Annotated in this window: 20 protein-coding genes; 6 read left to right on the forward strand and 14 right to left on the reverse strand. The window is 67.5% G+C overall.

What is annotated here, in order from left to right; all coding sequences use genetic code 11:
- Positions 1-258: 258 nt before the first annotated feature.
- Complete coding sequence (locus H6717_21525; protein MCB9579624.1) at positions 259-1,560, reverse strand: serpin family protein; 1,302 nt, start codon at positions 1,558-1,560, stop codon at positions 259-261.
- A 139-nt stretch (positions 1,561-1,699) separates the two neighbouring features.
- Here H6717_21525 and H6717_21530 point away from each other — a divergent pair, with 139 nt between their 5' ends.
- Both H6717_21530 and H6717_21535 read left to right on the forward strand, forming a co-directional pair.
- Positions 1,700-3,343 (forward strand): glycosyltransferase family 39 protein, encoded by a 1,644-nt coding sequence (locus tag H6717_21530; GenBank protein MCB9579625.1) that lies wholly within the window; start codon positions 1,700-1,702, stop codon positions 3,341-3,343.
- A gap of 34 nt (positions 3,344-3,377) precedes the next feature.
- A complete protein-coding gene (locus tag H6717_21535) occupies positions 3,378-3,929 on the forward strand; it encodes a hypothetical protein (GenBank protein MCB9579626.1) in 552 nt (183 codons plus the stop codon).
- An 18-nt stretch (positions 3,930-3,947) separates the two neighbouring features.
- Here H6717_21535 and H6717_21540 read toward each other — a convergent pair whose 3' ends face one another.
- Entirely contained in the window at positions 3,948-4,766 is an 819-nt protein-coding gene (locus tag H6717_21540) for a class I SAM-dependent methyltransferase (protein ID MCB9579627.1), read from the reverse strand.
- A 59-nt stretch (positions 4,767-4,825) separates the two neighbouring features.
- On the opposite strand from H6717_21540, the gene H6717_21545 reads away from it, so the two are divergent.
- Complete coding sequence (locus tag H6717_21545) at positions 4,826-5,470, forward strand: Uma2 family endonuclease (GenBank protein ID MCB9579628.1); 645 nt, start codon at positions 4,826-4,828, stop codon at positions 5,468-5,470.
- Between the two features lie 251 nt (positions 5,471-5,721).
- Here the strand turns inward: H6717_21545 and H6717_21550 are convergent, their stop codons facing one another.
- From H6717_21550 to H6717_21570, 5 genes are read right to left on the reverse strand one after another with little or no spacing between them, the layout of a single operon-like run.
- Positions 5,722-7,002, reverse strand: coding sequence for a hypothetical protein (locus tag H6717_21550; protein ID MCB9579629.1), 1,281 nt, complete (start codon positions 7,000-7,002; stop codon positions 5,722-5,724).
- Entirely contained in the window at positions 6,999-9,488 is a 2,490-nt protein-coding gene (locus H6717_21555) for a hypothetical protein (GenBank protein ID MCB9579630.1), read from the reverse strand. The genes H6717_21550 and H6717_21555 overlap by 4 nt, the downstream gene beginning before the upstream one ends.
- Complete coding sequence (locus H6717_21560; GenBank protein ID MCB9579631.1) at positions 9,485-10,483, reverse strand: discoidin domain-containing protein; 999 nt, start codon at positions 10,481-10,483, stop codon at positions 9,485-9,487. The genes H6717_21555 and H6717_21560 overlap by 4 nt, the downstream gene beginning before the upstream one ends.
- Before the next feature lie 29 nt (positions 10,484-10,512).
- The gene (locus tag H6717_21565; GenBank protein ID MCB9579632.1) at positions 10,513-12,069 is read right to left on the reverse strand and encodes a hypothetical protein; all 1,557 of its coding nucleotides are present in this window, start codon (positions 12,067-12,069) and stop codon (positions 10,513-10,515) included.
- 5 nt (positions 12,070-12,074) lie between these two features.
- Positions 12,075-12,842 carry a polyprenol monophosphomannose synthase gene (locus H6717_21570; protein MCB9579633.1) on the reverse strand — a complete coding sequence of 256 codons (768 nt, stop codon included), beginning with the start codon at positions 12,840-12,842 and terminating at the stop codon, positions 12,075-12,077.
- Positions 12,843-12,936: 94 nt separating this feature from the next.
- On the opposite strand from H6717_21570, the gene H6717_21575 reads away from it, so the two are divergent.
- Positions 12,937-14,445: a peptide MFS transporter gene (locus tag H6717_21575; protein ID MCB9579634.1), complete on the forward strand. Its 1,509-nt coding sequence runs from the start codon at positions 12,937-12,939 to the stop codon at positions 14,443-14,445.
- A gap of 65 nt (positions 14,446-14,510) precedes the next feature.
- On the opposite strand, the gene H6717_21580 is transcribed toward H6717_21575, so the two are convergent.
- Positions 14,511-15,329 (reverse strand): SUMF1/EgtB/PvdO family nonheme iron enzyme, encoded by an 819-nt coding sequence (locus H6717_21580; protein MCB9579635.1) that lies wholly within the window; start codon positions 15,327-15,329, stop codon positions 14,511-14,513.
- A 61-nt stretch (positions 15,330-15,390) separates the two neighbouring features.
- Here H6717_21580 and H6717_21585 point away from each other — a divergent pair, with 61 nt between their 5' ends.
- Positions 15,391-15,951 (forward strand): SurA N-terminal domain-containing protein, encoded by a 561-nt coding sequence (locus tag H6717_21585; protein MCB9579636.1) that lies wholly within the window; start codon positions 15,391-15,393, stop codon positions 15,949-15,951.
- The gene (locus tag H6717_21590) at positions 15,948-17,081 is read left to right on the forward strand and encodes a hypothetical protein (protein ID MCB9579637.1); all 1,134 of its coding nucleotides are present in this window, start codon (positions 15,948-15,950) and stop codon (positions 17,079-17,081) included. Before H6717_21585 ends, H6717_21590 begins: the two co-directional genes overlap by 4 nt.
- Positions 17,082-17,469: 388 nt before the next feature.
- Here H6717_21590 and H6717_21595 read toward each other — a convergent pair whose 3' ends face one another.
- The 6 genes from H6717_21595 to H6717_21620 form a co-directional block, all read right to left on the reverse strand.
- Positions 17,470-18,099, reverse strand: a complete 630-nt coding sequence (locus H6717_21595) for a hypothetical protein (GenBank protein ID MCB9579638.1) — start codon at positions 18,097-18,099, stop codon at positions 17,470-17,472.
- A complete protein-coding gene (locus tag H6717_21600) occupies positions 18,072-18,428 on the reverse strand; it encodes a hypothetical protein (GenBank protein MCB9579639.1) in 357 nt (118 codons plus the stop codon). Before H6717_21600 ends, H6717_21595 begins: the two co-directional genes overlap by 28 nt.
- A gap of 972 nt (positions 18,429-19,400) precedes the next feature.
- Positions 19,401-21,095 (reverse strand): hypothetical protein, encoded by a 1,695-nt coding sequence (locus H6717_21605; protein MCB9579640.1) that lies wholly within the window; start codon positions 21,093-21,095, stop codon positions 19,401-19,403.
- A 10-nt stretch (positions 21,096-21,105) separates the two neighbouring features.
- On the reverse strand, positions 21,106-21,855 hold the full coding sequence (locus H6717_21610; protein MCB9579641.1) for a hypothetical protein: 750 nt from the start codon (positions 21,853-21,855) through the stop codon (positions 21,106-21,108).
- Positions 21,852-22,238 carry a hypothetical protein gene (locus H6717_21615; GenBank protein ID MCB9579642.1) on the reverse strand — a complete coding sequence of 129 codons (387 nt, stop codon included), beginning with the start codon at positions 22,236-22,238 and terminating at the stop codon, positions 21,852-21,854. Before H6717_21615 ends, H6717_21610 begins: the two co-directional genes overlap by 4 nt.
- A gap of 26 nt (positions 22,239-22,264) precedes the next feature.
- A complete protein-coding gene (locus H6717_21620; GenBank protein ID MCB9579643.1) occupies positions 22,265-22,981 on the reverse strand; it encodes an alpha/beta fold hydrolase in 717 nt (238 codons plus the stop codon).
- Positions 22,982-23,076 lie beyond the last annotated feature (95 nt).

A 23,076-nucleotide genomic window follows, 5' to 3' on the forward strand; every position in this document is an offset into this window, starting at 1 on the left:
CAAGCCGTCGAGAGCCTCCGCGCTTGCCGGCTGTGAGAGGAGCGCTGCCGCCTCGTTCACGGAACGGAAACGGTGCTCGACTTCTTGCCCTTGCTGCTCGCTCCGGTCTTCTTGGCAGTGCCGCTCTTCTTCTTGGCCATGCGGCACCGATGATGGCCGAGGCGTGACGGGTTCGCGCCGCACCAACAAAAAACGGCACGGGACGGACGGCGGCGCTGTTGGAGGAGCTCGTACCGCCGTCCGCCCGTGCCGAAACCATCACGACTGCGGCGACGGATCGACGATGCGGCCGACGAACAGGCTCGCGTTCGTCGCGCGATCGCGGATCACGAACAGGAACGGCCGCGTCGCTTCGAACGTCTTGTAGTCGGGGACGGCGGTAGCCCCCATGGTCACCGCAGTGGCGGCGGCCGCCTCGGTGCCGGCTTCGTTCACCTTGACGAAGGCTTCGTGGATCACGTCCTGGATCTGCAGGTCGTGATTGCCCGTCATGCCGGAGAAGTCCGCGTTACCGGTGAACGCCGTGGGCATGCCCATGGCCGCGAGCGGCGTGGAGAGCCCTTCGCGGGAGCGAACCTCGAAGCGCGGTAGCGTGAGGCTCACTTCGTGGCTGGAGAGGGACTGCTCGATCTCGGCGAGCTTCTGGGCGCTGAGCGACTGCTCGAACTGCTCGAAAGTGCCTGCGGCGGGCAAGATCACGAGCATGCTGACCTCATTGCCGTCGTAGTCGATGTCCACGGCCTGGTAGCCGGCGCCTTCGGTGTAGCCGTAGCTGTGGCCCTGATGCATCAGCGGCACGGTCACGCTGCCGCCGGCGAGGGTGGCAAAGGCGCCGTCCTGGGTGGCCTCTTCCTCGAAGGCGTTGTCCCAGGAAGCGTTGAAGTACACGGCGTTGGTGAGCACCAAGCGCGTGGCGCCGTTGACCGAGCCCTCCGCCAGGAGCTCTGGGATGCGGTCTTCGGTCTGATCGGCGACCCAACCGTTGATCGTCTTGCGGCAACCCTCCGAGTCGCTGATGAAGTCCATCAGATTGATGCCGGCGCCGTAGCTCTCGGCCAGCGTGTCGAGGTAGGTCGGCAAGAAGCTGTAATCGCGCTGCGCCCAGGCCGCGTTGGCCACCGTGAGGCGGAAGGGCTGACCATCCACGCCCTTGGCGTTCTTGCCGCGAGTCGCGAGCGCTTGATCCAGCGTGTTGAAAGCCCCGTTCAGGGTGGCGTCGTCCTGATTGAAGTGGAGTGCCTTTGCCATCTCCGTCTTGGTGCTTCCCGCAGCACCCGCGTAGGTCATGGCGAGAGCGATCGAGATGGAGTGCGGCGAGTAGAAGAAGTTCTTCTCCGGTGCGATCGTGCGCATGAGCTCGAAGCCGAAGTCGGTGTTGTTCTGCGTCAGCTCCGCCACGTCCGAGGGCGCTGCAGTTGCCGGCAAACGCGCCTTGCCCGACTTGGCGACCTCGAGGTTGTCGTGACTGCCCGGTGCCGGATCGTCACTGCCGCTGCATCCCGAAAGAAGTGCCCCAGCGATCAACGCGGGAGCCGCCCAGTGCATCGAGTAAGTTCGCATGAGCCGGCCAAAAGCACGCTGCGTGCCACGAGAAATCCCGGGCAAGGATGCGGGTTCTGGCGGGCTCGCGGCACAGCCTGGCTCACGTCCGCGCACGGGGTGTCGGTTCTCTCGGGGAGGGTGATAGCGTGTCGCCCGCATGCCGAGCGCGTCCGTTCCGCCGCCGGCGGAAACCATGCCCCGCGAGCGCAGCATCGACCCGGATGCTTGGCTGACGGTGACGTGCTGGGCGGTGATCGTGCTCTCGGCTGCGCAGGTGCTGCTGTTCTCCTTCGGGCGGGACCAGAGCATCTACGCGGTGGTGGCGGACGGCATCCTGCACGGGAAGATGCCGTACCGAGACGTCTGGGACTTCAAGCCGCCCGGCATCTATCTCGTCTACGCCCTGGCCCAGGCGGCGTTCGGCAAGACCATGCTGGCGTCGCGGCTGCTCGAGGTCATTGGCCTCGTGGCGATGGTGTTCGGCTTCCGAGCGCTGGCCGGATCCTTCTTCGGCTCGCGCCGCGTCGGCGTGATCGGCGGCGCACTGGCTGCGCTGATCCACGCGCAGCTCGAGTTCTGGCACACGGGTCAGCCGGAGACCTACGGCGCGTACCTCACGGTGGCCGCCTTGGTGCTCACCGTGGGCGACGTGGGGCAGAAGCGGCGCGTGCTCAGCTGGACGCTCGTGGGTATGCTGTTCGGCGCGGCCTTCCTGCTCAAGCCGCCCCTGGGCGGCGGCGCCATCGTGTGCGCCGCCTACCTCGCACGCGGGGAGTATCGCCGCACCGGCGAGCGACTGAGCGCGCTGTGGCCCTTTGTCGTCGTCGGCCTCGCGAGCTTCGTGCCCATCGCCCTGGTGGCGCTCTGGTTTCGAGCTCGGGGCGCCTGGGATGCCCTGTACTGGACCATGTTCGAGTTCACTCCGGGGTACACCAAGCTCGGCTGGAGCGGGCGGGGCGCGGCGGAGATGTTCTACTGGGCGCTGGAAGAAGTGTTCTTTCGTTTCTCGGCCCTTGCCGCCGCCGGCGTGATCGCCGCCATCGTGATCCGCCCGATGCACAGCCGCGAGCGGGAAGGCATCTTCCTGCTGCTGGGCGTGATCTCCGTGCACCTCGCGGGCATCGCGATGCAAGGCAAGTTCTTTCAGTATCACTACGCCGCCACGTTGCCGCTGGTCGCGTTCATCGCGGGTCTGGGCCTCTACAAGCTGTGGCGGCGGGTGCTCGCCGGCGGGGCCGGCGGCATTTTGGCATACGCCTCGTTCATCGTGGTCGCCGCCAGCATGCGCATTGCCGTGCGCGATCTCGGTTCCTTCTGGGATCGGTCCATCTTGCGCACGGGGTACTTGCTGCACCTATCCGGCATCCACTCGCGAGAGCTCCTGGATCGCGAGCTCTACAAGGTGGCGGACTACAACCTCGACGCCGACCGCGAAGTGGCGCTGGACGTTGCTCGCCGCACTCGACCGGGGGCGCGCATTTTCGTGTGGGGCTTCGAGCCGGGCATCTATTGGATGTCGGACCGAGAGCCGGCTTCCCGCTTCATCTACGACGTCGCTCAACGCGTGCAGTGGGAGCGCGAGCGTGCTCGCCGCGAGCTGATGGACGATCTGAGCGCGAATCCGCCCGAGGCCATCGTGGTGGAGCACGGAGATCGCTTCAGCTTCGTCACCGGTGACGACTACGACTCTGCCGAGGCGCTCTCCACGTTCCCGGAGCTCGACGACCTCATCAAGGACCAGTTCGAGATGGTCACGACCATCGAGGATTTCGACGTCTACGTGCGGCGTCCAGCGGATTGACAGCCCGCGCCGGCTCGGGTCCTCTTACCGCAACATGCAACCTCCGCCCTACGGACCTCCGCCCGGTGGCTATGGACAGCCGCCGGGTGGCTATGGACAGCCGCCCGGAGGCTACGCCCCCCCTGGCGGTGGCTTTGCCCCGCCTCCCGCCGGCAGCTACGGCGCTCCCGGCGTTCGTCCGCCCGGCGGTCACGAATGGGCCAAGCAGCAGGTGATGGGTCCGGCCATCGCGTTGATGGTCGTCTCCGGTCTCGCCTTCCTCTGGTACCTGTTCGCCACGGTGATGGTGCTGTTCGCCGGAGGCCTCAGCGTGCTGGGTGCCGGCTCCGGCGGCGACGCGATGGGCGGCATCCTCGGTGGCGTGATCGGCGCGGCGATGTACGGCGTGTGGATGATCATCGCCGGCGTCGCGTTCTTCGGCGCTCTCAAGATGAAGGACCTCAAGAGCTACCCGTTCGCGATGACATCGGCGATCTTGGCGCTCCTTCCGTGCACCTTCTACATCTGCTGCATCCTGGGCCTGCCCTTTGGCATCTGGGCGCTCATCGTGCTGATGAAGCCGGAAGTGAAGGCCGAGTTCCGTTAGATTGTTGGTCCGGCGCGGTCACGGAGCGCCGCGCCGGTCCGCCACGACGAGTCGAATGTGCTTCATGATGCGCGTCGCCTCGGCGACGTCCACGGAGATGGCCCGCCCGAGCTCCGGCAAGCCCTGATCGCGCGTCACTTCGAAGCCGTGCTTCTCGAGCAGCCGGCGCATGCCCTCCGGCGTGTGGACCGAACGGATCGGCTCCCCCAGACGGCGCACCATGGGGCGCACCAGCCACAGCAAGAGGCCCGGGCTGTGATAGACGACGGCGATACGGCTGCCCACGGCAGAGCGTCGCTTCACCACGGAGAGCGTGGCGTCGATGGCCGCGGCGTCCAAGTACATCACTACGCCCTCCCAGAGCCAGGTGGTCGGCAAGCTCGGGTCGTGGCCCGCGGCCGCCAGGGACTGCTCGAGATCGTCCTTGGCGAAGTCGACGGAAACGAAGCGGACGTCCCGCGCCGCACGGCTGAGTCCGAAAACTCGGGCGCGCTTGTCGCGCTGGGAGTCCGGGTGATCCACTTCGAACACGGTTGCGGGCGCGAGCTCCGCCATGCGCCACGCCCGGCCATCGAGCCCGGCGCCCAAGATCACGAGCTGCGGCGCGGCGGCCTGACGGATGGCGTCGTCGAGGGCGATGGTCCGCGCGGTCATCATCCGCGCTTGCCGCCTGAGGTGCTCCCACCGGAAGCGCGCGCGGACGCCTTTGGGAGGAACCGTCGGCTCGAAGCGTTCGACTTGCTTTTGTGCGTCGTCCGGCAGCAGCGGCAGCGCCGTCGGATCCGTGAGCGGCAGCGTCGAAGAGCGATGCGCGATGGCGCGGCCCATCGCCACCATCACGGCCGTCTGGCTCGCGTGTCCGGGCTTCATCGGGCTGCAGAATACGTCAGACCGCCATGGAAGTTCCGCTCCGAGGCCGAAAGCCGACCGCATGCTATCTTGCGTGGGTGAACGTCGCCCGCCGACTCCACGGCTATACCTACCAGGACTACCTGACTCTCGAGGCGGACAGCAACGTCCGGCATGAGTACCTGGAGGGGGAGATCTATGCGACGGCCGGAGGCACGCTGGAGCACGCGCTGCTTTGCAGCGGCGTTATCACGGAGCTCGGCGTGCAGCTTCGAGGTGGCCCCTGCCGAATCGCCACCTCGGACCTGCGGGTCCGCGTGCTCGAGACGGGCAAGGCGACGTATCCGGACGCGACCGTCATTTGCGGTGATGCGGAGCTCGATCCGGAGGACGTTCAAGGGCAGACCGTCATCAACCCTATCGCCCTCGTCGAGGTAACGAGCAAGAGCACGGAGGACTACGACCGCGGGGACAAGTTCGAGCTCCACTACCGTCGTGTCCCGACACTCCAGGAGTACGTGCTCGTGTCCCATCGGGAGCGAACGATCGAGATTCGTCGGCGCACGCCAGACGACGAATGGATCCGGACGATCGCCGGGTCGGGCGAAAGCGTGTGTCTCGAGTCGTTGAGTGCCACGCTCGACGTGGACGCTTTGTATGACGCGGCGCTCGGTTCCGGGCGGCCTCCGTAAGGTTGCGTCGCGGAAACCTTGCCTGCCAGCGCAGCGCGCCAGGCGCCGCGTCCCCGCATTGGCAAGAGACCGGCCATCCCGCTCTCGGGCGAGACGATCTTCTTCTTGCCTGGGAGGATTCTCATCGATCATGAAAAGCTCGCCTCCGCGCCCGCCCCCGCTATCTGGGCGCCGAGCCTGGAGCCACGGAGCCGCGATACTCGTGTCGCGACGGGATTCGCGCCGCACCAACATCCCCCGGCAGGAGGAGGTTACGGCTCTTCCGCGAGCTCGTAGGCGGCGCGGGCGAGCTCCGTCACGCGCTCCGCGGTGAACCGCTCCGGCGACAGCCGCGGACCGCGCAGGGCCACGCCCGGATAGTCGAGGACGTACTCGAAGCCCAGCTCGCGCAGGCGCGCTGCGGCGGGCGACGCGGCCGCGCGGGACAGCGTCTGCGGCGAGCGCTGCCGCGGGCGCGCGAGCAGCACGAAGGGGCGCAGGAAGCGGTCCGTGATGCCCGTCCAGGCCAGCACCAGCACGGGGCGGTCGTGGTACACGGCGAACACCGACCAGCGGCTTCCGAACAGCGCTGCCTTTCCCTTGGGAACGGCGACGAGCTCCGGCGGCGCCTGCCCGATCCAGTAGCTGTCGAGCCACTCGAAGAGGCCTTCCACGCCGGCTCGGAAGTCGCCGCGCAGGTCGCGCGCCAGATCCAACATTTGCTGCTCGGCGCTGCGGGTGATGGTGCGCAGGGTGTAGGCCACGAGCAATGCCGGCGTGAGCACCGCGCAGCACGCGCCCCACGAAAGCAGCGCGACCATCAGTGCCGTGTTGCGGCGAGAGCCGAGCTCCGCCTTCACGCGTGCTCGCTCGGAGCGGGCGGCCTCGAGGGCGGCGAGCTGGCTTCGCTCCAGGGCGATTTCGATCAGGCGATCCCCTTGCCGCGCCGAGGCGACGACGACCGTGCGGCAGTGCCCACAGGTGACGCTCTGCTCCCCCGGGGCGAAGGCTAGCGGCGCGCCGCAGGAGCCACACACCGCGGGTACGGTGCGGTCGCTCTGGAACCAATCCTTGGACGCGGTGCGTCCGGTTCGGGCCCGGTGTCGCTGATACAAGCGAAACACCGCGTAGGCGTTGAGGGCGAACACCACCACCACGCCGACCATCACCACCGTGCGCACCAGCACGCCGAAGATCGCGATGGGGTCACCGCTCTCGGCAGTTGCGGCACCTCGCGTCGCAAAACCGAGCACCAGGTTCGCGCCCACGGCGACGACGATGAGGCCGATGACCACCAGCGCCACGACGCCGTGCAGGCGTTGCATGCTCGCGCGCTGGCGTTCGGCAAGAGCGCGGTCGTGGTGCATGCGCTCTTGGGCCTGCGCTTCCCAGTGGGCCCGCACCACCGCCCAGGCCCGCTGCCGGAGCTCCGGCGGAACCTCGCGCCATGCGTGGCACATGCCGCAGAAGGCATGCCCCGCCGTGGGATCGACCGGAAGCGGTGCGCCGCAGCCCGAGCACGGCAGGGTGAGTGCTTCGTGGACGCGGCTCATCTGAGGACGTAGCCGTCGACGCAGGTGAGCCGTTGATTGTCGTTGGCCGTGGTCAACGTCAGCTCCACGCGATGCTTGCCGGGCCCGAGCTTCGAAGTATCCACCACCGTGACATACTCGTACGGAAGGTTCTTCAAGTGAAGACGTCCGGAGTCCTTTGCGTCGAGCCGCACGCGAACGTCCACCGCCGCACGACCCCAAACCACGGCGCTGTCTTCCAGCCCACCCACGATGGCCAGGGCTCGGCCGAGCTCGACGTCGTTCCACGCCACCGTGAGCTCACCACCGGCCGCCGGGTGTGCGTACAGCATGGGGCGCAGCGCGCCTTCGATGCGACAGTTCTTGGGCACCACCTGCACGAAGGTGATGCTCGGAGACGCGAACGCGGTGCCGTTCTTCGGCAGCGCTTCCGGCGGCGCGCCCGGTGAAGCCGCCAAGGTGACGCCGAACGGCTCTGCCGACAGCCTTCTTTCGAGCTTCAGCTGGTTTGCCGTGGCAACGCGGAACCTCCCGAAACGGACGTCATCTCGCGGCACACCGGCGGCGAGCAGCTCTGCCACGGCACTCTCGTCCCGCGCGTGGCGCAACACGACCGTCGCGCGATCGAAACCGAAGATGCCGGCGAAGCCCAGCCGCGGGTCGAACAGCGAGGTACCCACCCGCGCAGCGGTGCGCGGCAGCAGCAAGCTGCCCCGCACGAAGGCCAGGCGATAGCTCGACAGATCCACGTACGCCTGACCCGGCGCCAGCGTCTGTTCCAAGTGGGCGCGCGCGTCGGCTTCGCCGACCTTGCTCGTCGCCGCGCGCAGCGACCACAAGAGCCAGAGCCCCGCGAAAGCGGCTGCGCCAAGCACGACGCCGCCGGCGATGAAGCGTCGCCGCCCGGGCGGCGCTGTCTGGGGCAACGCGTGGGGCCCTGCCGGCGCGCCGCCCGCCGCGGCAAAGGCGGCGAACAGCGCGGCGCCCAGGTAGAAGCTGTCCCAGATGATGCCGTTGAACATCACGAACACCACGTAGGCCGTCCCGAGCGGCGCGATCATCTTGCGAGGACCACGGACACGGGTGGCCACCAGTGCCATGAGAACGACGATGGCCGCTTGTGCGCGGGGCATCCACTCCGTGGCGTGGGCCTTGTAGAGCGGTCCGGAGAAGCCGTACTTCTCCCAGAACCACGACTGATGCACCGGGCCGTACTCCACCAGCCAGTGGAAGGTGCCGAACCAGAAGGTGTCCGGATCCCTTGCCACGAAGGGCACCAGGAGCACGGCAGCCACTGCGCCGGTCAGCGCCAGGCGCGGCACCGCCGCGCGCCAACCGACGTCGCGGATCAACGCGATGGTGACGAAGGGCACCAGCACCAACGCGAAGTGGCGCGTAGCGAGGGCCACCCCCAGCGCCGCCATCGCCAGCCACCAGCGTCGCCGGAGCAGCGCGGCGAGTACGACCGCGAGGACGCCCCACCAGGCGTGGGGCTCTGCGTAGATGCCGTTCCACATCAGGCTCGGCGAGAAGAACCACGCGGCGGCGAAGCCCGCCGCGATGCCGCGTCCCCAGGAGCGCTGGGGCTCGTCCGCGCGTCCCGCGGCCCACCACAGGCCGACGGCCACGGCGACGTCCGCGACGATGCCCCACACCCGAAAGTCGAGTCCCGCCAAGCGGGGCACGCCCCAGCCGAGCCACATGCCGGGCAGGTAGGTGAGGGGCACCACGCTGCCCCGCTGCATCTGGTGGAACGCGTAGGGATTGTGCCCCGAGAAAAAGGCGTCCTGCGCGCTCTTCACCAAGGGCAACATGTCCCGCACGCCGGGGTCGATCTGCCAGGTGGAGAGCCCGATCCAGCGCAGCGTGACCCCTGCCGCCACGATCACCGCGAAACGGGCGAGGGGCGGCACCTTGGGTACCACCATCAACGAGCCCAGCACGACGGCCAGCACCACGAGCACGGTCCCGAGCCAGGGCTTGTCGTAGGGCAACACGAAGAGCCCTTGGTTTCGGTACTTCTGCGCCAAGAGCGCGAGGAACACGAGGGCGATGCCGAGACCCACGCGTTCGTGGTCGCGAGCGTCGCGTCGCCCGCGGATCAGCCGCGGCCCGAGCGCGAGGGGCCACGCCGCGAGCAGCGGCAAGAGCAGGTACCCCTCGCGCTCGCGGAGAAAGAGCGGCAGCTCCGTGATCGGGATCTTCTTGGGCTCCAAGATGCGCAGCACGCCGACGCCGACGGCCAGGGCGCCCGCGAGCAAGCACACGGCGCCCAAGGCGATGGCCGTGATGCGCGCCCAGCGCGGTGGCGGTGCCGCGGCGGCGCGAGGTTCCGCGGGTGAAAGCCAAAAAATGCCCAAGAACAGCAGCAGGAGTCCCAACGTGGAACGAACCGCGTCGCCGAAGGTGGTGCCCACCAGCTCCAGCACGACGATCAGCGGCAAGAGCCAGGCGAACGCTTCGGCCAGGAAGCGTCGGGGATGCGCGCCGAGCCGGCGAAGGTTCACTTCGCGGGCCCGTAGACCTCGATCTCGCACAAAGCGATCCCGTGGCCGGCGACGTTACGCACGCGCACGAAGCGCGCCACCTGGCCATCCCCGCGGTACACCCAGCGCTGTCCTTCGCCACCGCGACCGGTGAACCGGCGCACTTCCTGGAAGCTCTCGCCGTCGGACGACAGCTCCACCGCCAAGGGCGTCGTGGTGTAGGCGTAGTTGTCCTTGCGGTTCGTGACCACCACGCGATCGATGCGATGCGGCGCGAGGAGATCCACACGGAACCAGCCGTCTTCCTGACCCGTGGCGGAGCCCCAGGGACTCTCGTCCTGTCCGTTCACCAGCGCTTCGGCGGTGGCGCTGCCGGGCCAATAGCTGGAGGCCAGGGTGGGCTTGCCCAGGGCCACGTTCTTGGGGGCCAGGAGCCACGCGAAGAGACCCACGATGGCGGCGATGATCAGCAATGCCAATGTCGCGATGCGAAGGATGCGCGAGCGGCGTACCTGCTTCGGCGAGCGGGGCTCCACGCCCTGGAGCAGCAGCACCAATGCGCGGTCGATGCGATCGAGACGCTGCCGGGCGACCACGGGCGGAACCGCATCGAGCAACAATGCGTCCGTCTGCTCGGCCAGATCCTGCGCTTCGTCCAAGGGCTCGCCATCCGCGAAGGCGCTCGGCGGCGTGCGCGGCAGCGCGCCCTGCTCCGCAAGCTCGCGCACGCGCGGCCACGCGGCGGCGTCCGCAAAGGACTCCCCCGCGGCCAAGGCCACGGCGCGAGCAGTGAGCACACCGGCCTCGCGATACAGCGTGCCCGCGGCCGCCACGTTGCTCGCGTTGCGCAGGTCGCGCGCGGCGCGCATGCGCCGCACGGCGGCGTGCCACAGCTGATGCACGCCTTCGCTCTGCTCTGGGCGATAGCTCTTGGCGCGGGCCTCCGCCTCTTTGAGGACCACGGCCTCCAGCGCCCGCTTGGGAAGCGCCGCCAGCTTTTGCAGGACGAGAGCCATGCCGGCTCGGGACTATGGTCCGACAGCCGTCAGGGGCGCAAGCGCCCTGGTTCCAGCTTGGAAACGTAGACGCGAAACGCGTGGCGCTGGACGGCGTCGTAGGACGGGCCGGCGAGGGCGACGTACAGCGCGAGCAAGCCCAGCACGGAAAGACTGGTGAACGGAAGCGCGACGCGAGCGAACCACGGGCGCGGTGGTCCGCGGCGGAACATCACGAACAGGAGGGCCGCGCCGATCACGACCACCAGGGGGACGAGGCTCCAGAGCCCCGTGAGCCGCGGCTCCGCCAGGTTGGGCGCCACCAGGTGCGAGCGGCCGAGCTCGAACACCACGTCCAGGAGCGGATTCTTGGCGTCGTTCGGCGGCTCCGGGAAGAAGGCGTGGACCAGCTGGTGATAGAGGATCGCCGTCAGCACGGCGCCGCGCAGAAACGCGTCCGCCCAGAAACGTCCGCCCAGGAGCTGCGCGCCGTGGGCGACCAAGACGCACATCCATCCCATCGCCGGCACCAGCAGCCGCGGACCGAAGCCCCAACCCGCCACCCACATGTTCGAGCTGGAGATGAACAGCACGAAGTACAGCGAGGTGAGCCCGACCAGCAGCGCCAGGCGGCGCCTTTCCTTTCGCCACAGCGCGACCACCCCGGGCACGGCGAACAAGAACATCGGCGAGGTGGTGATCAGACCGCGGTGCAGGCTCAGGATGCCGCCGTTGAAGGCGGACCACCGGGGTACGGTAACGCCACCGATGCCCTGGTCGTGAATGCTGGCCAAGGCCTTGTTGGTGAGGTGCTGGTAGGAGAGCGCGAAGGGGCTGCCGAAGCAGGTGTCGTTGTAGAAGCCGAGGAGCAGCAGGAACGGCAGCGCGCCGAGAGCGAAGGCGAGCGCGCCGAGGGGCCGGCGCCCGAGGGGTCCCAGCACCACGTACAGCGCCAGGAACGCCGCGGGGATGCCGGCTTGGTACTCCGTGAGCCCGGCCACACCGGCGCAGGCGCCGGCGGCGAAGGCGAGCAGCATGGGGCCGGCGCGCGATCGCGGGATGCCGTCCTCGGCGCGCAGCACCAAGGCGAGCGCGGCGATCAGCGCGACGGCGACGATCTGATGGCCGTAGAACGCGGTGCTGTAGTGAAAGGCGGAGCTGCCGAGCATCCAGCCCAGGCTCACGAGATCCACCCACGGGTCGAGGACGCCCGAGCGTCGCAACAGCGCTCGCAGCGCAAAGAAGCCGAGGAGCCCCAGGGGGATCATCAACCCCCGGCGCATCAGCAAGATCAGCGACTCGATGCTCTGTGCGGGTTGGAAATGCTTGGCGACGAGATACACCCCTGCCGCCAGGAAGCTCGAGCCGGGCGCCTTGTCCGAATAGAGACCCCCGTCGTGGCTGGCGGTGTCCAAGATGCGACCGAAGCGGGCGTAGCTCGTGTCTATGGTGAAGCTGTGCTCCTCCACCATGGCTACCGCGAGGTACACCCGGGAGCGCTCGTTCGGAACGCTCACCGCGGAATACATGGTGGAGTAGCTGAGCGCGAGCAGACACAGAAGCCCGAGCGCCAGAGAGCGTGGCCAGCGTCGAAAGCTCGGCCGCACCGCCCTCAGAGCTCTCCTTTGAGGGCCGCCATTCTGAGCTTCCACACCATGACCACCGCCTCCGCGAAGATACGGCGGCTCATCTTGCTCTCGCCCGCGCGTCGATCCACGAACACGATGGGTACTTCTTCCACGTGCATGCCTTTGCGCAGCGCGCGGAAGGTGGTTTCGATCTGAAACGAGTAGCCGTTGGAGTGTACGCTCGAAAGATCGATGGCTTCCAGCGCGCGCCGTGAATAGCCCTTGTAGCCGCTGGTGAGGTCCCGCACGTTCACGCCCAAGATGGTGCGAGCGTAGAGCGAGCCGCCCTTGCTCAGCACGTGCCGTCCGACGCCCCAGCCTTCCACGCCGCCACCACTCACGTTGCGCGAGCCTATCACCACGTCCGCGCCGCGGTCGAAGGCGGCGAAGAACGCCGGCAGGTAGTTCGGGTCGTGAGACAGATCCGTGTCCATCTCGATGAACCGCTCGAAGCCCTCCGCGAGGCCTTGGGCGAAGCCTTCCACGTAGGCCGTGCCCAAGCCGAGCTTGCCGGCACGATGCATCACGGAGATACGCGGGTCCTCCGCCGCGAGCTCGTCGGCGACGTCCCCGGTGCCATCTGGAGACGCGTCGTCCACCACCAGGATCCGCGCGCCCGGCGCTACCTCCAGCGTCGCGCGCAAGAAGAGCGGCAGATTGTAGCGTTCGTTGTAGGTGGGCGTGACGATGAGCGCGCCGCTCCCCAGGGCATGCGCGCTCGCGGATTGGCCGTTTTCAGGGCTCGGGGGCATCGGCGCGCGGAAGATAGCGCACGTTTCGCTGGCCAGCTCGAACCATTCTCGATCTAAGTTAGCGCGCCGGCCCGAGGCCGGAGGAGGACCGAGGATGACGACCGCCGAGGCGACAGCGCACGCATATCCGCACAAGCACCCGAAAGGCCTGTGGGTGCTGTTCATCACGGAGATGTGGGAGCGCTTCAGCTACTACGGCATGCGCGCTCTGTTGGTGCTGTACCTGGTCTCCAAGATCGACGGCAAGAACCCCGGCCTCGGTTGGTCGGAGCAGAGCGCGGGCGAGCTCTACGGTCTGTACACCGCCCTCGTGTACCTCACGCCGGTGGCCGGTGGCTGGATCGCCGACAAGTTTCTCGGCACACACCGCTCCATGCTCACCGGCGGGTGGATCATCGCGCTCGGTCACTTCACCCTGGCCATCAGTGAGATCTTCGGGGTCGGTCGCACCGCCGAGGCCACCTTCATGCTGGGCCTCGTGTTCATCATCATCGGTACCGGCTTCTTCAAGCCGTGCGTGTCCGTGATGGTAGGGCAGCTCTACGGCGAGAACGATCCGCGGCGCGATTCGGCTTTCACCATCTTCTACATGGGCATCAACGTCGGTGCCTTCATGAGCGGTCTCATCGCCGGCACCCTGGGCGAGAAGGTGGGCTGGCACTGGGGCTTCGGCTCCGCCGGCGTGGGCATGGTGGTCGGCCTCATCGTCTACCAGTTCCTGCGCCCCAAGTACCTGCAGGGCATTGGTCTCTCGCCGAAGGAGGCAGCCACCTCCAAGGAGCTCGGCAAGAACGAGCCGGAGGAGCTGGTGTGCAAGAAGTGCCACCTGCTCTTGGGCGACTTGGCGGAAGGCGAGCCGTGTCCGGACTGCGGCTCCAAAGAGCGCGACATGAAGAAGGCCTCGGAGGTCGCGGATCGCCCGCTCTCCAAGGTGAACTGGGAACGCATCGGCGTGATCCTGATCCTCGCCGTGTTCGTGATCTTCTTCTGGGCTGCCTTCGAGCAGGCCGGCTCCAGCATGAACCTGTTCGCCAAGGAGAATACCAACCGCTTCGTGGGGAGCTTCGAGTTTCCGGCCACCTGGTACCAGTCCGTGAACCCGATGGTGATCGTGCTGTTCGCGCCGGTGTTCGCCTGGCTGTGGACCTGGCTCGAAGAGCGCGGCATGCACCCCCGCACGCCCACCAAGTTCGGCATCGGGCTCATCCTGCTCGGCATCGGCTACGTGTTCATGGTCATCGCCGGTCTCAAGGTGGCGGACGGCTCCAAGGCGGGGCCGCAGTGGCTGCTCTTGGCCTACACCTTCCACACCTTTGGCGAGCTGTGCCTGTCTCCGGTGGGGCTCAGCATGGTGACCAAGCTCTCTCCGGTGAAGATTCGTTCGCTGATGATGGGCATCTGGTTCACGTCCAACGCCGTGTCCAATCTCATCGCCGGCTTCTTGTTCGCCTACTCGTCCAAGATCGAGAAGGGCGCGTACTTCGTGCTCCTCGGTGGCAAGGCGGACTTCTTCCTGGTGCTGGTCATAGCCCCGGTGTGCGCCGGTCTCATCGTGCTCATGCTGTCACCCAAGTTGAAACGCATGATGCACGGCTTGCACTGAAGCCTCGTTCCCCGGCGCCATCAGTCTTCTATTGTTGGTCCGCCGCGGGAGCTCGCGGCGCGCCGTCAGAGCGAGAGCGCGGGGCGGCAGAAGCAGGGCCCGTCGGGGTTCAACGGGGCGCGCTTGGCGACGTGCAGGTTGATGGCTTCGATCTCGTCTTGCCAGCAGTTGTGGCAGCCGCGGCCCATGACGGCGGCGTCCGCCGGGGGCTCCCAGGGCGCGTTGTCGGCGGGGGCGCCCTGGTAGCTCAGGTGCTCGCCGTCGGCGACGGCTTCCACGTCGCCGATCACGATGCCCAAGGCGTTGGGCTCCGTGATCGGCGCGTCCAGAGCGAAGCTCGGCTCGTCGAAGGGGGCGCACAGCCAGCGGCGCGCGCCGCCTTCGCGGGCGACGTACTCCCACTCGGCCTCGCTCGGGAGCCGCAGACCGAGGGCGCGCGTCGCAGCGATGGCGCCGCTGCCATAGGTGTAGGCCGGTGTGTCCGGCTTGCCGCCCTCGCGGCCCGCGCCTTTGGCGAGCGCGTCGAACTGCGCGACGGTAAGCGGACGGAGACCGAACAAAAAGGGCGCGAGGGTCACGGTCCGCAGCGGGCGCGCGTAGGGATCGAGCACGGAGCGCGCTTCTTCCCCGCGGCCGCCGAAGAGCCGCGCTACCTCTTCGAGCTCCGCGTCCGTGACTCCCATCTGAAAGCGACCGCCGGGGACGACCACGAGGGAAAGGTCTAGATCGTCGTGGCGCACCGCGAGCAGCCCGTGCGCGCCCAGGGGTGTGGTGGTGGCCTTCCACGGCGCTCCGAGCTTGCCGGCCACCGCGTCGAGGGCGCCGCGGCGCGCGTCAGGCTCTGCGGCTTTCCACGCGTCCAGGCTTGCGATCACGTCCGTCATGGGCCAGCAGTGGAACGGCCTGCGCGAGGATGCAAGGCCGTCTGATAAGGTTCACGCCGCCATGAACGCCGCACGCTGGATCTTGCCGCTGCTGCTCTCTACCGCCGTTGCAGAGGGCGCGCCGCGCACCGTGGAGCGCGTGGTCGCCACCGTGGATGGGCAGCCGATCTGGCTCTCGGACATTCGTGGCGCCACCGTCATCCTGCGCAAACAGCTGAAGGACGTTCCGGCGGCCAAGCGGGAGGCGGCGCGTCGCGACATGTTCGAGCAGCTGGTGGATCGCGCGATCGATCGCAAGCTGATCGAGAGAGAAGCGCGAAGCTTGCAGGTGTCCGTGAGCACGGGTGAGGTGGACCGGGCCCTGGCGCTGGTCGCGAAGCAGAACGCACAGAGCGTGGAACAGCTCCTGGTCTTCGTGCAGAAAGAGGGCATGAGCGAGGCGGCGTATCGCCGAGAGCTTCGCTACCAACTGCTGGAGGCGAAGCTCTTGCAGCTGCGCATGATGCGCGCCGCGCCCAGCGAGCGCGGGGGCAGCGTGGAGGCGCGGCTGGAGGCGGAGCGTAGCCGTTGGCTCGGTGAGCTCCGCAAGCGGAGTCACATCGTGCTTCGGGTGCGGCCGTGATGCGCGGCTGGGCAGGGCTGGCGCTCTTGGTGGTGGCCTGCGGCGGCACGCCCGGAAAAGAGCCGCGATCGCCGGCGCGCGTGGATTCCTCGATCCGCGCGCCGGCGAAATCCGAGAAGGCCGTGGCGTGCGACGCGGAACCCGAGGCGCTGGAGCGTGTGGACGCGCCGGACGCGGTGAGCGAAGCGTTCCGAGCCATCGGCGGCGTGGTCGAGAGCGTCCAGGTGGAGGCCGAGGAAGACGTCTTGGCCCGCGCCCGCGGGGCCGTGAGGCTGAAAGCCGGGGACGTCCTCACGGATGCTCTGCTGCGCGCGGACGTGGAGCGACTGTGGGCGTTGGGCGACGTGGAAGACGTGGTGGTCGAGACCGCCGGCGCGCCGCCGGCGGTGACGTTCCGCGTGCTGAGCGCGCCCGTGGTCCGCGCGAGCTTCGGAGAGGGAGACGGGTTCAGCACGGAGATCGCCGCAGCCCTCGGCCTCGGCGTGGACGATCGCTTGCGCCAGGGTGCTCTTTCGGAAGGGCTCGAGAAGGTGCGAGAGCGCTGGTTTGCCGAGGGCTACCGTCAGGCCACGGTGAGCGTGACGGGCGTGCGCTTGCCGGACAGCCGGGTAGACGTGTGTGTTCACGTGGATCGCGGCCCGCAGCTCTTGGTGGGAACGGTGACGATCACGGGAAACCAGGCCGTGCCCACGGAAGAACTGCGCGCGTTGATCACCGCCAAGCACGGCGAGCCGCTCTCCGATGCCGAGCTCGAGCGCGACGTGTTGAATCTGCAGGCGCTGTACCTCGACCGCGGCTTCGTCACGACCACGGTGGAAGGGCCCGAGGTCACGGTGAAGGACGGCGCGCTTTCGCTGCAGGTCGCCGTGAACGAGGGTCCGAAGTTCACCATCGGTTCGATCACCGTGGCGGGGGACTTGGCGACCACCAAGGCCGCCTACCTGAAGAAGATCACGTTGAAGCCCGGAGACGTCTTCAGCCGGTCACGGCTGCTCGCGGACATCGAGCGTCTGCGCGAGCTGCACCAGGCCCAACACGCCGAAGGCATGGCCATCGTTCCCGAGACCAAGCTCAGCCCGGACAAGCACCAGGCGTTCGTGGTGCTGCGTATCGTGGCGCCGCAAAAGTGAATGCAACAGAACCGACTTTGCGGGTGATAGGGCGTGCGCTGGGTGCGGAATTAAGGTGCAAGACATCTCACCCTGGCGAGTCCCAATTCGAATGCCTTCGATCTCCACGCGCAGGCGATCGAGTGCATGAGCAATTCCCTCGTTGTTGGGGGCAGTTCCAAACAGGGAGAATTCGTCTCCGTGTGCGGGGATGGGAAGCGTACCGCTGACATAGTCCTCAAACGCCTGAAGGCGGTTGGCGATCCTGAGCAAGGTCGGCGACCTCGTGCGCGAACCTGTCGTTGATGCGCTTGAACTAACCCCAGTGCTCACTTGAGTCGGTCCTCTCTCACAAGCGGCGACCCAGCGACGATTCTTCCCAGCGGGAGCTTGTCGGTTCGGCGCGGAATCAGCGAGGAACGAGCAGCGCCAGTGCACGCCGAAGCAGCTCTTCTAGCGAGAGGGTGCGAGCTTCTCGGGCGAGCTTTTCCGTCGCCTTCTTGGCTTCGGCCTTTTTGAAGCCTTGGCTCGTGAGGGCCAAGAGGAGCTTGTCTTGCTTCTCCCGCGCCTCCGCATCCGCAGCGTCCTCGGTGTCTGAACGCCTTCGCTGACGAAGGCGAATCTTCTCTTCGACGTACTCGCGGCCGAAGGTCTTCTTGGCCGCATTCAAATTGTGGCTCCTGCAGTACACCCGACCATTGGAGGCGCCATCGCTACCACCGATGCCGGTGGCTTCGATGTGGTCGTACTGGAGAAACGCCGTCGCCGTGCAGCGCACACCGGACTTCGATACGAAGCAGCACTGGGCGCCGTCGCGCTCGTACACCTCGCGCCGGGCCGCACGGCCGGGCTCGCCCGCCTTCGTGCCGCGGGAGCGGCGCGGCTTGTCCGTCTTGCCCCAGCGCTTGTTCGAAAGCTCGCGGATCAGCGCATCGAGCGCCCGCTCGACCACGACCTCCAGGTCTCGGCTCACGTGGCTCATCAGATCCTGCGCGTGCTCGAGCTTCGCTTTCAGGCTCTCTCCGGCACTGAAATGCACCTCGAAGCGCCCTTCCGAGAGCGGCTCGACACCGGCCCGCGACCCTTCCCGGCACTGGGTTTGACCCGATCCGGGACGTCCGGCTTGGAACCAGCGCGCGAGCACCACGCGAATCCCGCGCTCGTCTTGCCGGCGGCTTCTTCCAGTAGCGCGGTGTGATTCTCCCGAGTGAGCCGCGGAGCCAAGAGCGAAAGCCCGGAAAGGTGCAGGTTCCCGTCGGCGAGTAGCGAAAGCACCAGCGGAAACGAAAGCGCTGCCCGCGCCCCGGCGATGCTGCGATACGCCGTGCCCTCGCTCATCCCGAGGCCGCGCACGCAGAAGTCGTACATGGAGGAATACAGTTCAACTACGTGTCCAGACCGACAGCGCCCCGCGCCTGCGCTCATTCGATGCCAGTTGGCGCCGGCCCCGCCGGCATTCTCGGTGGGGCTACGCCCCACGCCCCGCACGGGGGCCCAACCCCGTGCCGCGACCATTCCAACCAGCTGGCTGATCCAAAACCGCGCCGGTCAATTTCGGCGAGGTGCGCGACCAACTGCGCGATCGCTTTGCGACGACCGGCGTTGGCCACGACCGCGCTGGACCAGAGGTCTCGATTGGAGAGGTCTTGAAGTGCCGAGAGCGAAGTGCGCTCGGTGGCAGACAGTTCTACGGATATGGCTTTGGATGATGACATGACAACCCCCGTGGTTTCCCCCGGCATACCATGGGAAATTCCGCCTTCTTCAGCGCCCAGCCGAGGCGCTTTCGAGCGCGCGGGCACTTCGAAGATCGATTTCGTTTCGAACGCGCGCCCATCGGGCGCACGTGCGCTGCGCAGGCGCTGTGCGAACGAGATCGGCGAAATGAGAGCGCGGAGCGTCCGCAAGCTCGTCAACTAGAATCGCATTCGCGATGTCGAATTCTGTCGTCCGTTCGCACTCGTCTCACGTCGCTATCGTTGCAGATCCTCCGGCCGCTTGACCCGCCCCGACCGACACGCGGCAACGGCGGCGCGCCCGTCCGTCGCTCCCGCCGATTTGTTCTCGACGCTCCTTCATGCCGCGAGCTTCTCTGCCACCCGCTCCGCAACCACTGCGGGATGGTCATATGGAAGGTCGTCGACAGGCACCTCGACCCGAAACACGCCACTCCCTGGCGTCTCGCAGGTGACAACCCACACGGACTCCCCATTCAATCGGCCGTACTCAGCCGAGACGAGCTGCAGTACAGGAGCTGGCAGTTCCTTACGGAGCTCGTCTTGAAAGGGCCTCTCCGCTGCGAGCGGATTAGCCCGCTCGCAATCCTGTCGGCTGCGTGAGTCAGCGCTTCGTGTAGCGCGCCGTCCAGTACGCCACGCGAAAGTCCACGCCGGAGTACAGCGGAGAGCCATCCGACGGCGAGTCCACGGCGTAGGGATTGCTGCGCCAGTAGTAGTTGCTGGGCGGTCGCGTGCGCATGGGCAGGGGCGCGGCGGCGACCAGCTCGTTCCCGCGGCCCACGTAGCCCAAGAGCTCGAGCTCGGTTCCGTCGTCCGCAATGCAGCTACCGCTGGCGATCTCGGCGTCGTCACAGTTCACTCGCGTGGGAGCGAAATAGGGCGGGGGTGCGAGCTCGGTCAGGGACTCCACCGCGCGGGCCAGCGCGTCTTCGTCCACCGCTGCGTCGGGCTCGCGGAACGCGCTGCTGCCGCTCTGGGCCGCCACGTAGGTGAGGTCGTAGTAGCTCTGCTTCTGCTCCAGCGGTTGCCGGTCCTTGCCCGGTCGGGCGTAGAGGGACGTCTCCACCGCTTCGCGGATCACACTGCGGGCCTCTTCGTCACACAGGTAGCGGGTGCCGAGCCAGCCTCCGATGAACGCCATGTTGTAGGACGAGTAGTTGGACTTCACGTCCAGATCGACGCCCAGCATGTTGTCCCGTGCCATCCGATGCAGACCGCGCTCTGCGAGGAGATCCTTCTTCAGGTAGGCGTCCAGCTCCGGATCCTCGGAGACGTACGCCAGCGCCGCGACGATGCCGACGGCGAGGATGCCGTTGAAGCCGTTCTGGGCGCCGTCGACGTACAAGCGGTCGATGGAGTTCTCGTTCAGGATGCCGTGATAGGTGCGGCGGCCATCCGGATCCTTGATCTCGAGGTCGTAGCCCTCTTCCCCCACTTCCATCAGGGCGTGACCGAGCGCCCGGGCATCGGCCTGGAGCCGCTGCTTCTTGTCCTCGGCGAAGGCCGGATCCCTGGCGATCGCCTCCCACGCCGAGGCGTAACCCAGCACCCAGCCGGAGTACATGTCGCGGCTGCAGGAGTCCTCCCAGATCACGCCCGGAAACTCCCCGCCGGAGTTGTCCTGCCGCCAGGTGCCGTTGTTCTTGTCGGTGGGCAGCGGCGCGCCGCTGCCGTCGAACAGCGGCGTGGTCGTGTTTGCGCCTTCCCCCGGGAGCTCCGTCAGAGCGAAGCCGCGGGCCAGGCCGCCGGGGATGCCGGTGATGGCGGTGACCATGTGCAGCACGTCCAGGTCCGCGTCCAAGTACTGCCGGGCGCGCTCCACGTCGTCGCAGGCGGCGCCCTGGTCCCGAAGCGTGGCATAGCGAAACGCGTCCGCCGCGACGCCCGCGCCGGCATACATGCCCGCGGTCTTGCCGAAGCTGTCGACAGCGCTGACCACCGAGCGGCCGGCGAAGGACTCGAAGTCCCATTCGCTGCCGGCCACGAAGTCCGTGATGAGCTGGCGATCTTCGGTGCGGGTGGGCGCGACGGACAGGTCCGCCGTGACGTGGGTGCCGTAGGCGTTGAGCCCGTGAAACTGACGTTCGAGGCGCGTGGCGTGGTCGTTCAGCGCGGCGTCGAAGCTCCCTTCCGCGGGGCCCGGGATCAGGCCGTGCCAGTCGTAGTTGCCCGAGTCGCAGGCGACCGTCTTGGCCGCCAACGTGGTGCAGCCGGAAGCCTTCGGTGTGGGCGCTTCTTCGCCGCTGCACGCGACGACGAGCAGCACGAGCCCCATGGTTCCGCGCCGAGCCAACACCATTGAAACTCTACTTGCCGGAGCTGGTCTTTGAAAGGAACTGGAAGGCTTCTCGCATCTGCGCGTCCGTCATGGAGTGGCCGAGCTTCTTCCTTTCCACGACCTTGCGCGGCCAGTGCATCACGGCGAGCTCGTGCGCCAAGCGCATCGGATCCTTCCGACTCTTGTCCTTCTTGCCGTAGCCCACGTAGATGGGCGGCTTGGGGTGCGTGCCGCGGGCCCAACGTGCGGAGCCTTTGGGCGCAGCGCCCCCGGCGAAGGTGGCGTAGCCCGCGACCGGAAGCTTGCCTCGGAGGGCGAGGGAAGAAACGTAGTAGGCACCCGCGGAGAAGCCCCACACGTACACTCTCTCGAAGGGCTTTCCGTTTCGCTGTTCCAGAGCCTCGCGGGCGGCTTGCCATTCCCCCAAGACATCGCTCTCGAGCGCTGCTTGGTCCTTCACCGAAGTGGGCCAGTTGAAGAGATCGCCCCGGAGCACGCGACCCCGCGGCATGATCACGTCGAAGCCGTTGGCGTTGGCGCCGCGCACCAGAGTGCGCTCACCGTCGTGCTGCCAGCGGGTGCCGACCTTGGTGAGCCCGTGCAGGAAGACGACCAGCGTGTCGTGGCTGCTCTTCTTGGGCGCGAAGTGGCAGACCGTGGGCGACAGCTCTTCGATGCCGTCGCCCGGATAGCACCAGGGAGGCGCTTCTTCCGCCCGCAGGCGTGGTGCCGCCAGCAGCAATGCCACGAGAGCAACTGCGAGCGCACCGCGAGTCACTCCGGCCGGTACTCCGCCTGTCCCGTGAAGTGCAGCACGCGCGAGCAGGTCCCCAGGCCCAAGGTGCCGCTGCACGGATCGTCTCCAGTGAACTCGAGCTCGTGCGCCGCGAGCGCATGCATGATCGCGTGGGTGACGTCATGCTCGCTCTCCGTGCAGCGGGGATCCCCGCAGGGCAGCAGGAACAGCGCGGGGGCGTGCTCGATCACGATCTTCCGGGTGTACTTGACCTGAGAGCCACCGCCGCTGGGTTGGTCCACGATGTTCAGACGCAGGCTCGTGAGCTCGGGAACGGCCTCGGAAAGCCGAGGAGCTTCGTCCTCCCGCTGTTTGCGGTCGGCATACCTTTGAGCAGCCGGACTCGGCTTTCCTCTGTGACGCATGGTGTGGCGGACCTTAGCACTGGTCGTCACGGGCGGCGAAAGTGCTCGCGTAACGCACGATTCACCTCGTCGGAGCACTGAAACACCACTCCGTGGCCCGCCTCCGGCAGCTCCAGCAGTCGCGCGTTCGGGATGTCGCGGGCCAAGCGATCGCTGTTGGTCGGGCGCATCAGCAGGTCTCGCCCCGGACGGACGACGAGAGTGGGCAGCTCTATCTCCGCGAGTCGAGAGCGCACGTCGTGGAGCGTCACGGCCGCTAGCTGCGCTCTGAGCGTGCTCGGCGACGCGCGCACTCCCATCTGTTGCTCCATCCGCCGGGCCAGCGCTTCGGGGTCCGTCGAGCGAACGAACGCATCCGGATACAAGAGCTTGACCAGGACGTCGCGACGGGTGGCCTGCGAGGCCAGGTTCGCGCGGGCGAAGTAGTAGATGCCTCGCAGTGTCGGCAGCTTGGACAGGACGCCGCCCGGCGTGGTGGCAATCAGCGTGAGGGTGGACAGCCGCTCGGGCTCCGCCAGCGCCAGGTGCTGCGCGACCATGCCACCCATGCTCACCCCCACCAGGTGGACGCGCTCGTTCCAGTTCAAGGCATCGAGCACCCGGCTCGCGTCGTGAGCCATGTCCGCCATGGTCCACGGGCCCGGCGGCCGGTCGCTGTCGCCGATTCCGCGGGCGTCGAACCAAGCCAGCCGATGATCTTTGCCCAGGCCGTCGATCTGCGGCTGCCACACCCGACCCCGCATCCCGTATCCCATCACGAGCAAGACTCGCGGGGCGGCTTCAGGGCCGGTGGTTTCGTATCGAAGACGGGGAGCGCTCGGGGTCAGGGGCACGGAGC

The sequence above is a fragment of the Polyangiaceae bacterium genome (genome assembly GCA_020633235.1).
Classification (GTDB): Bacteria; Myxococcota_A; Polyangia; order Polyangiales; family Polyangiaceae; genus JACKEA01.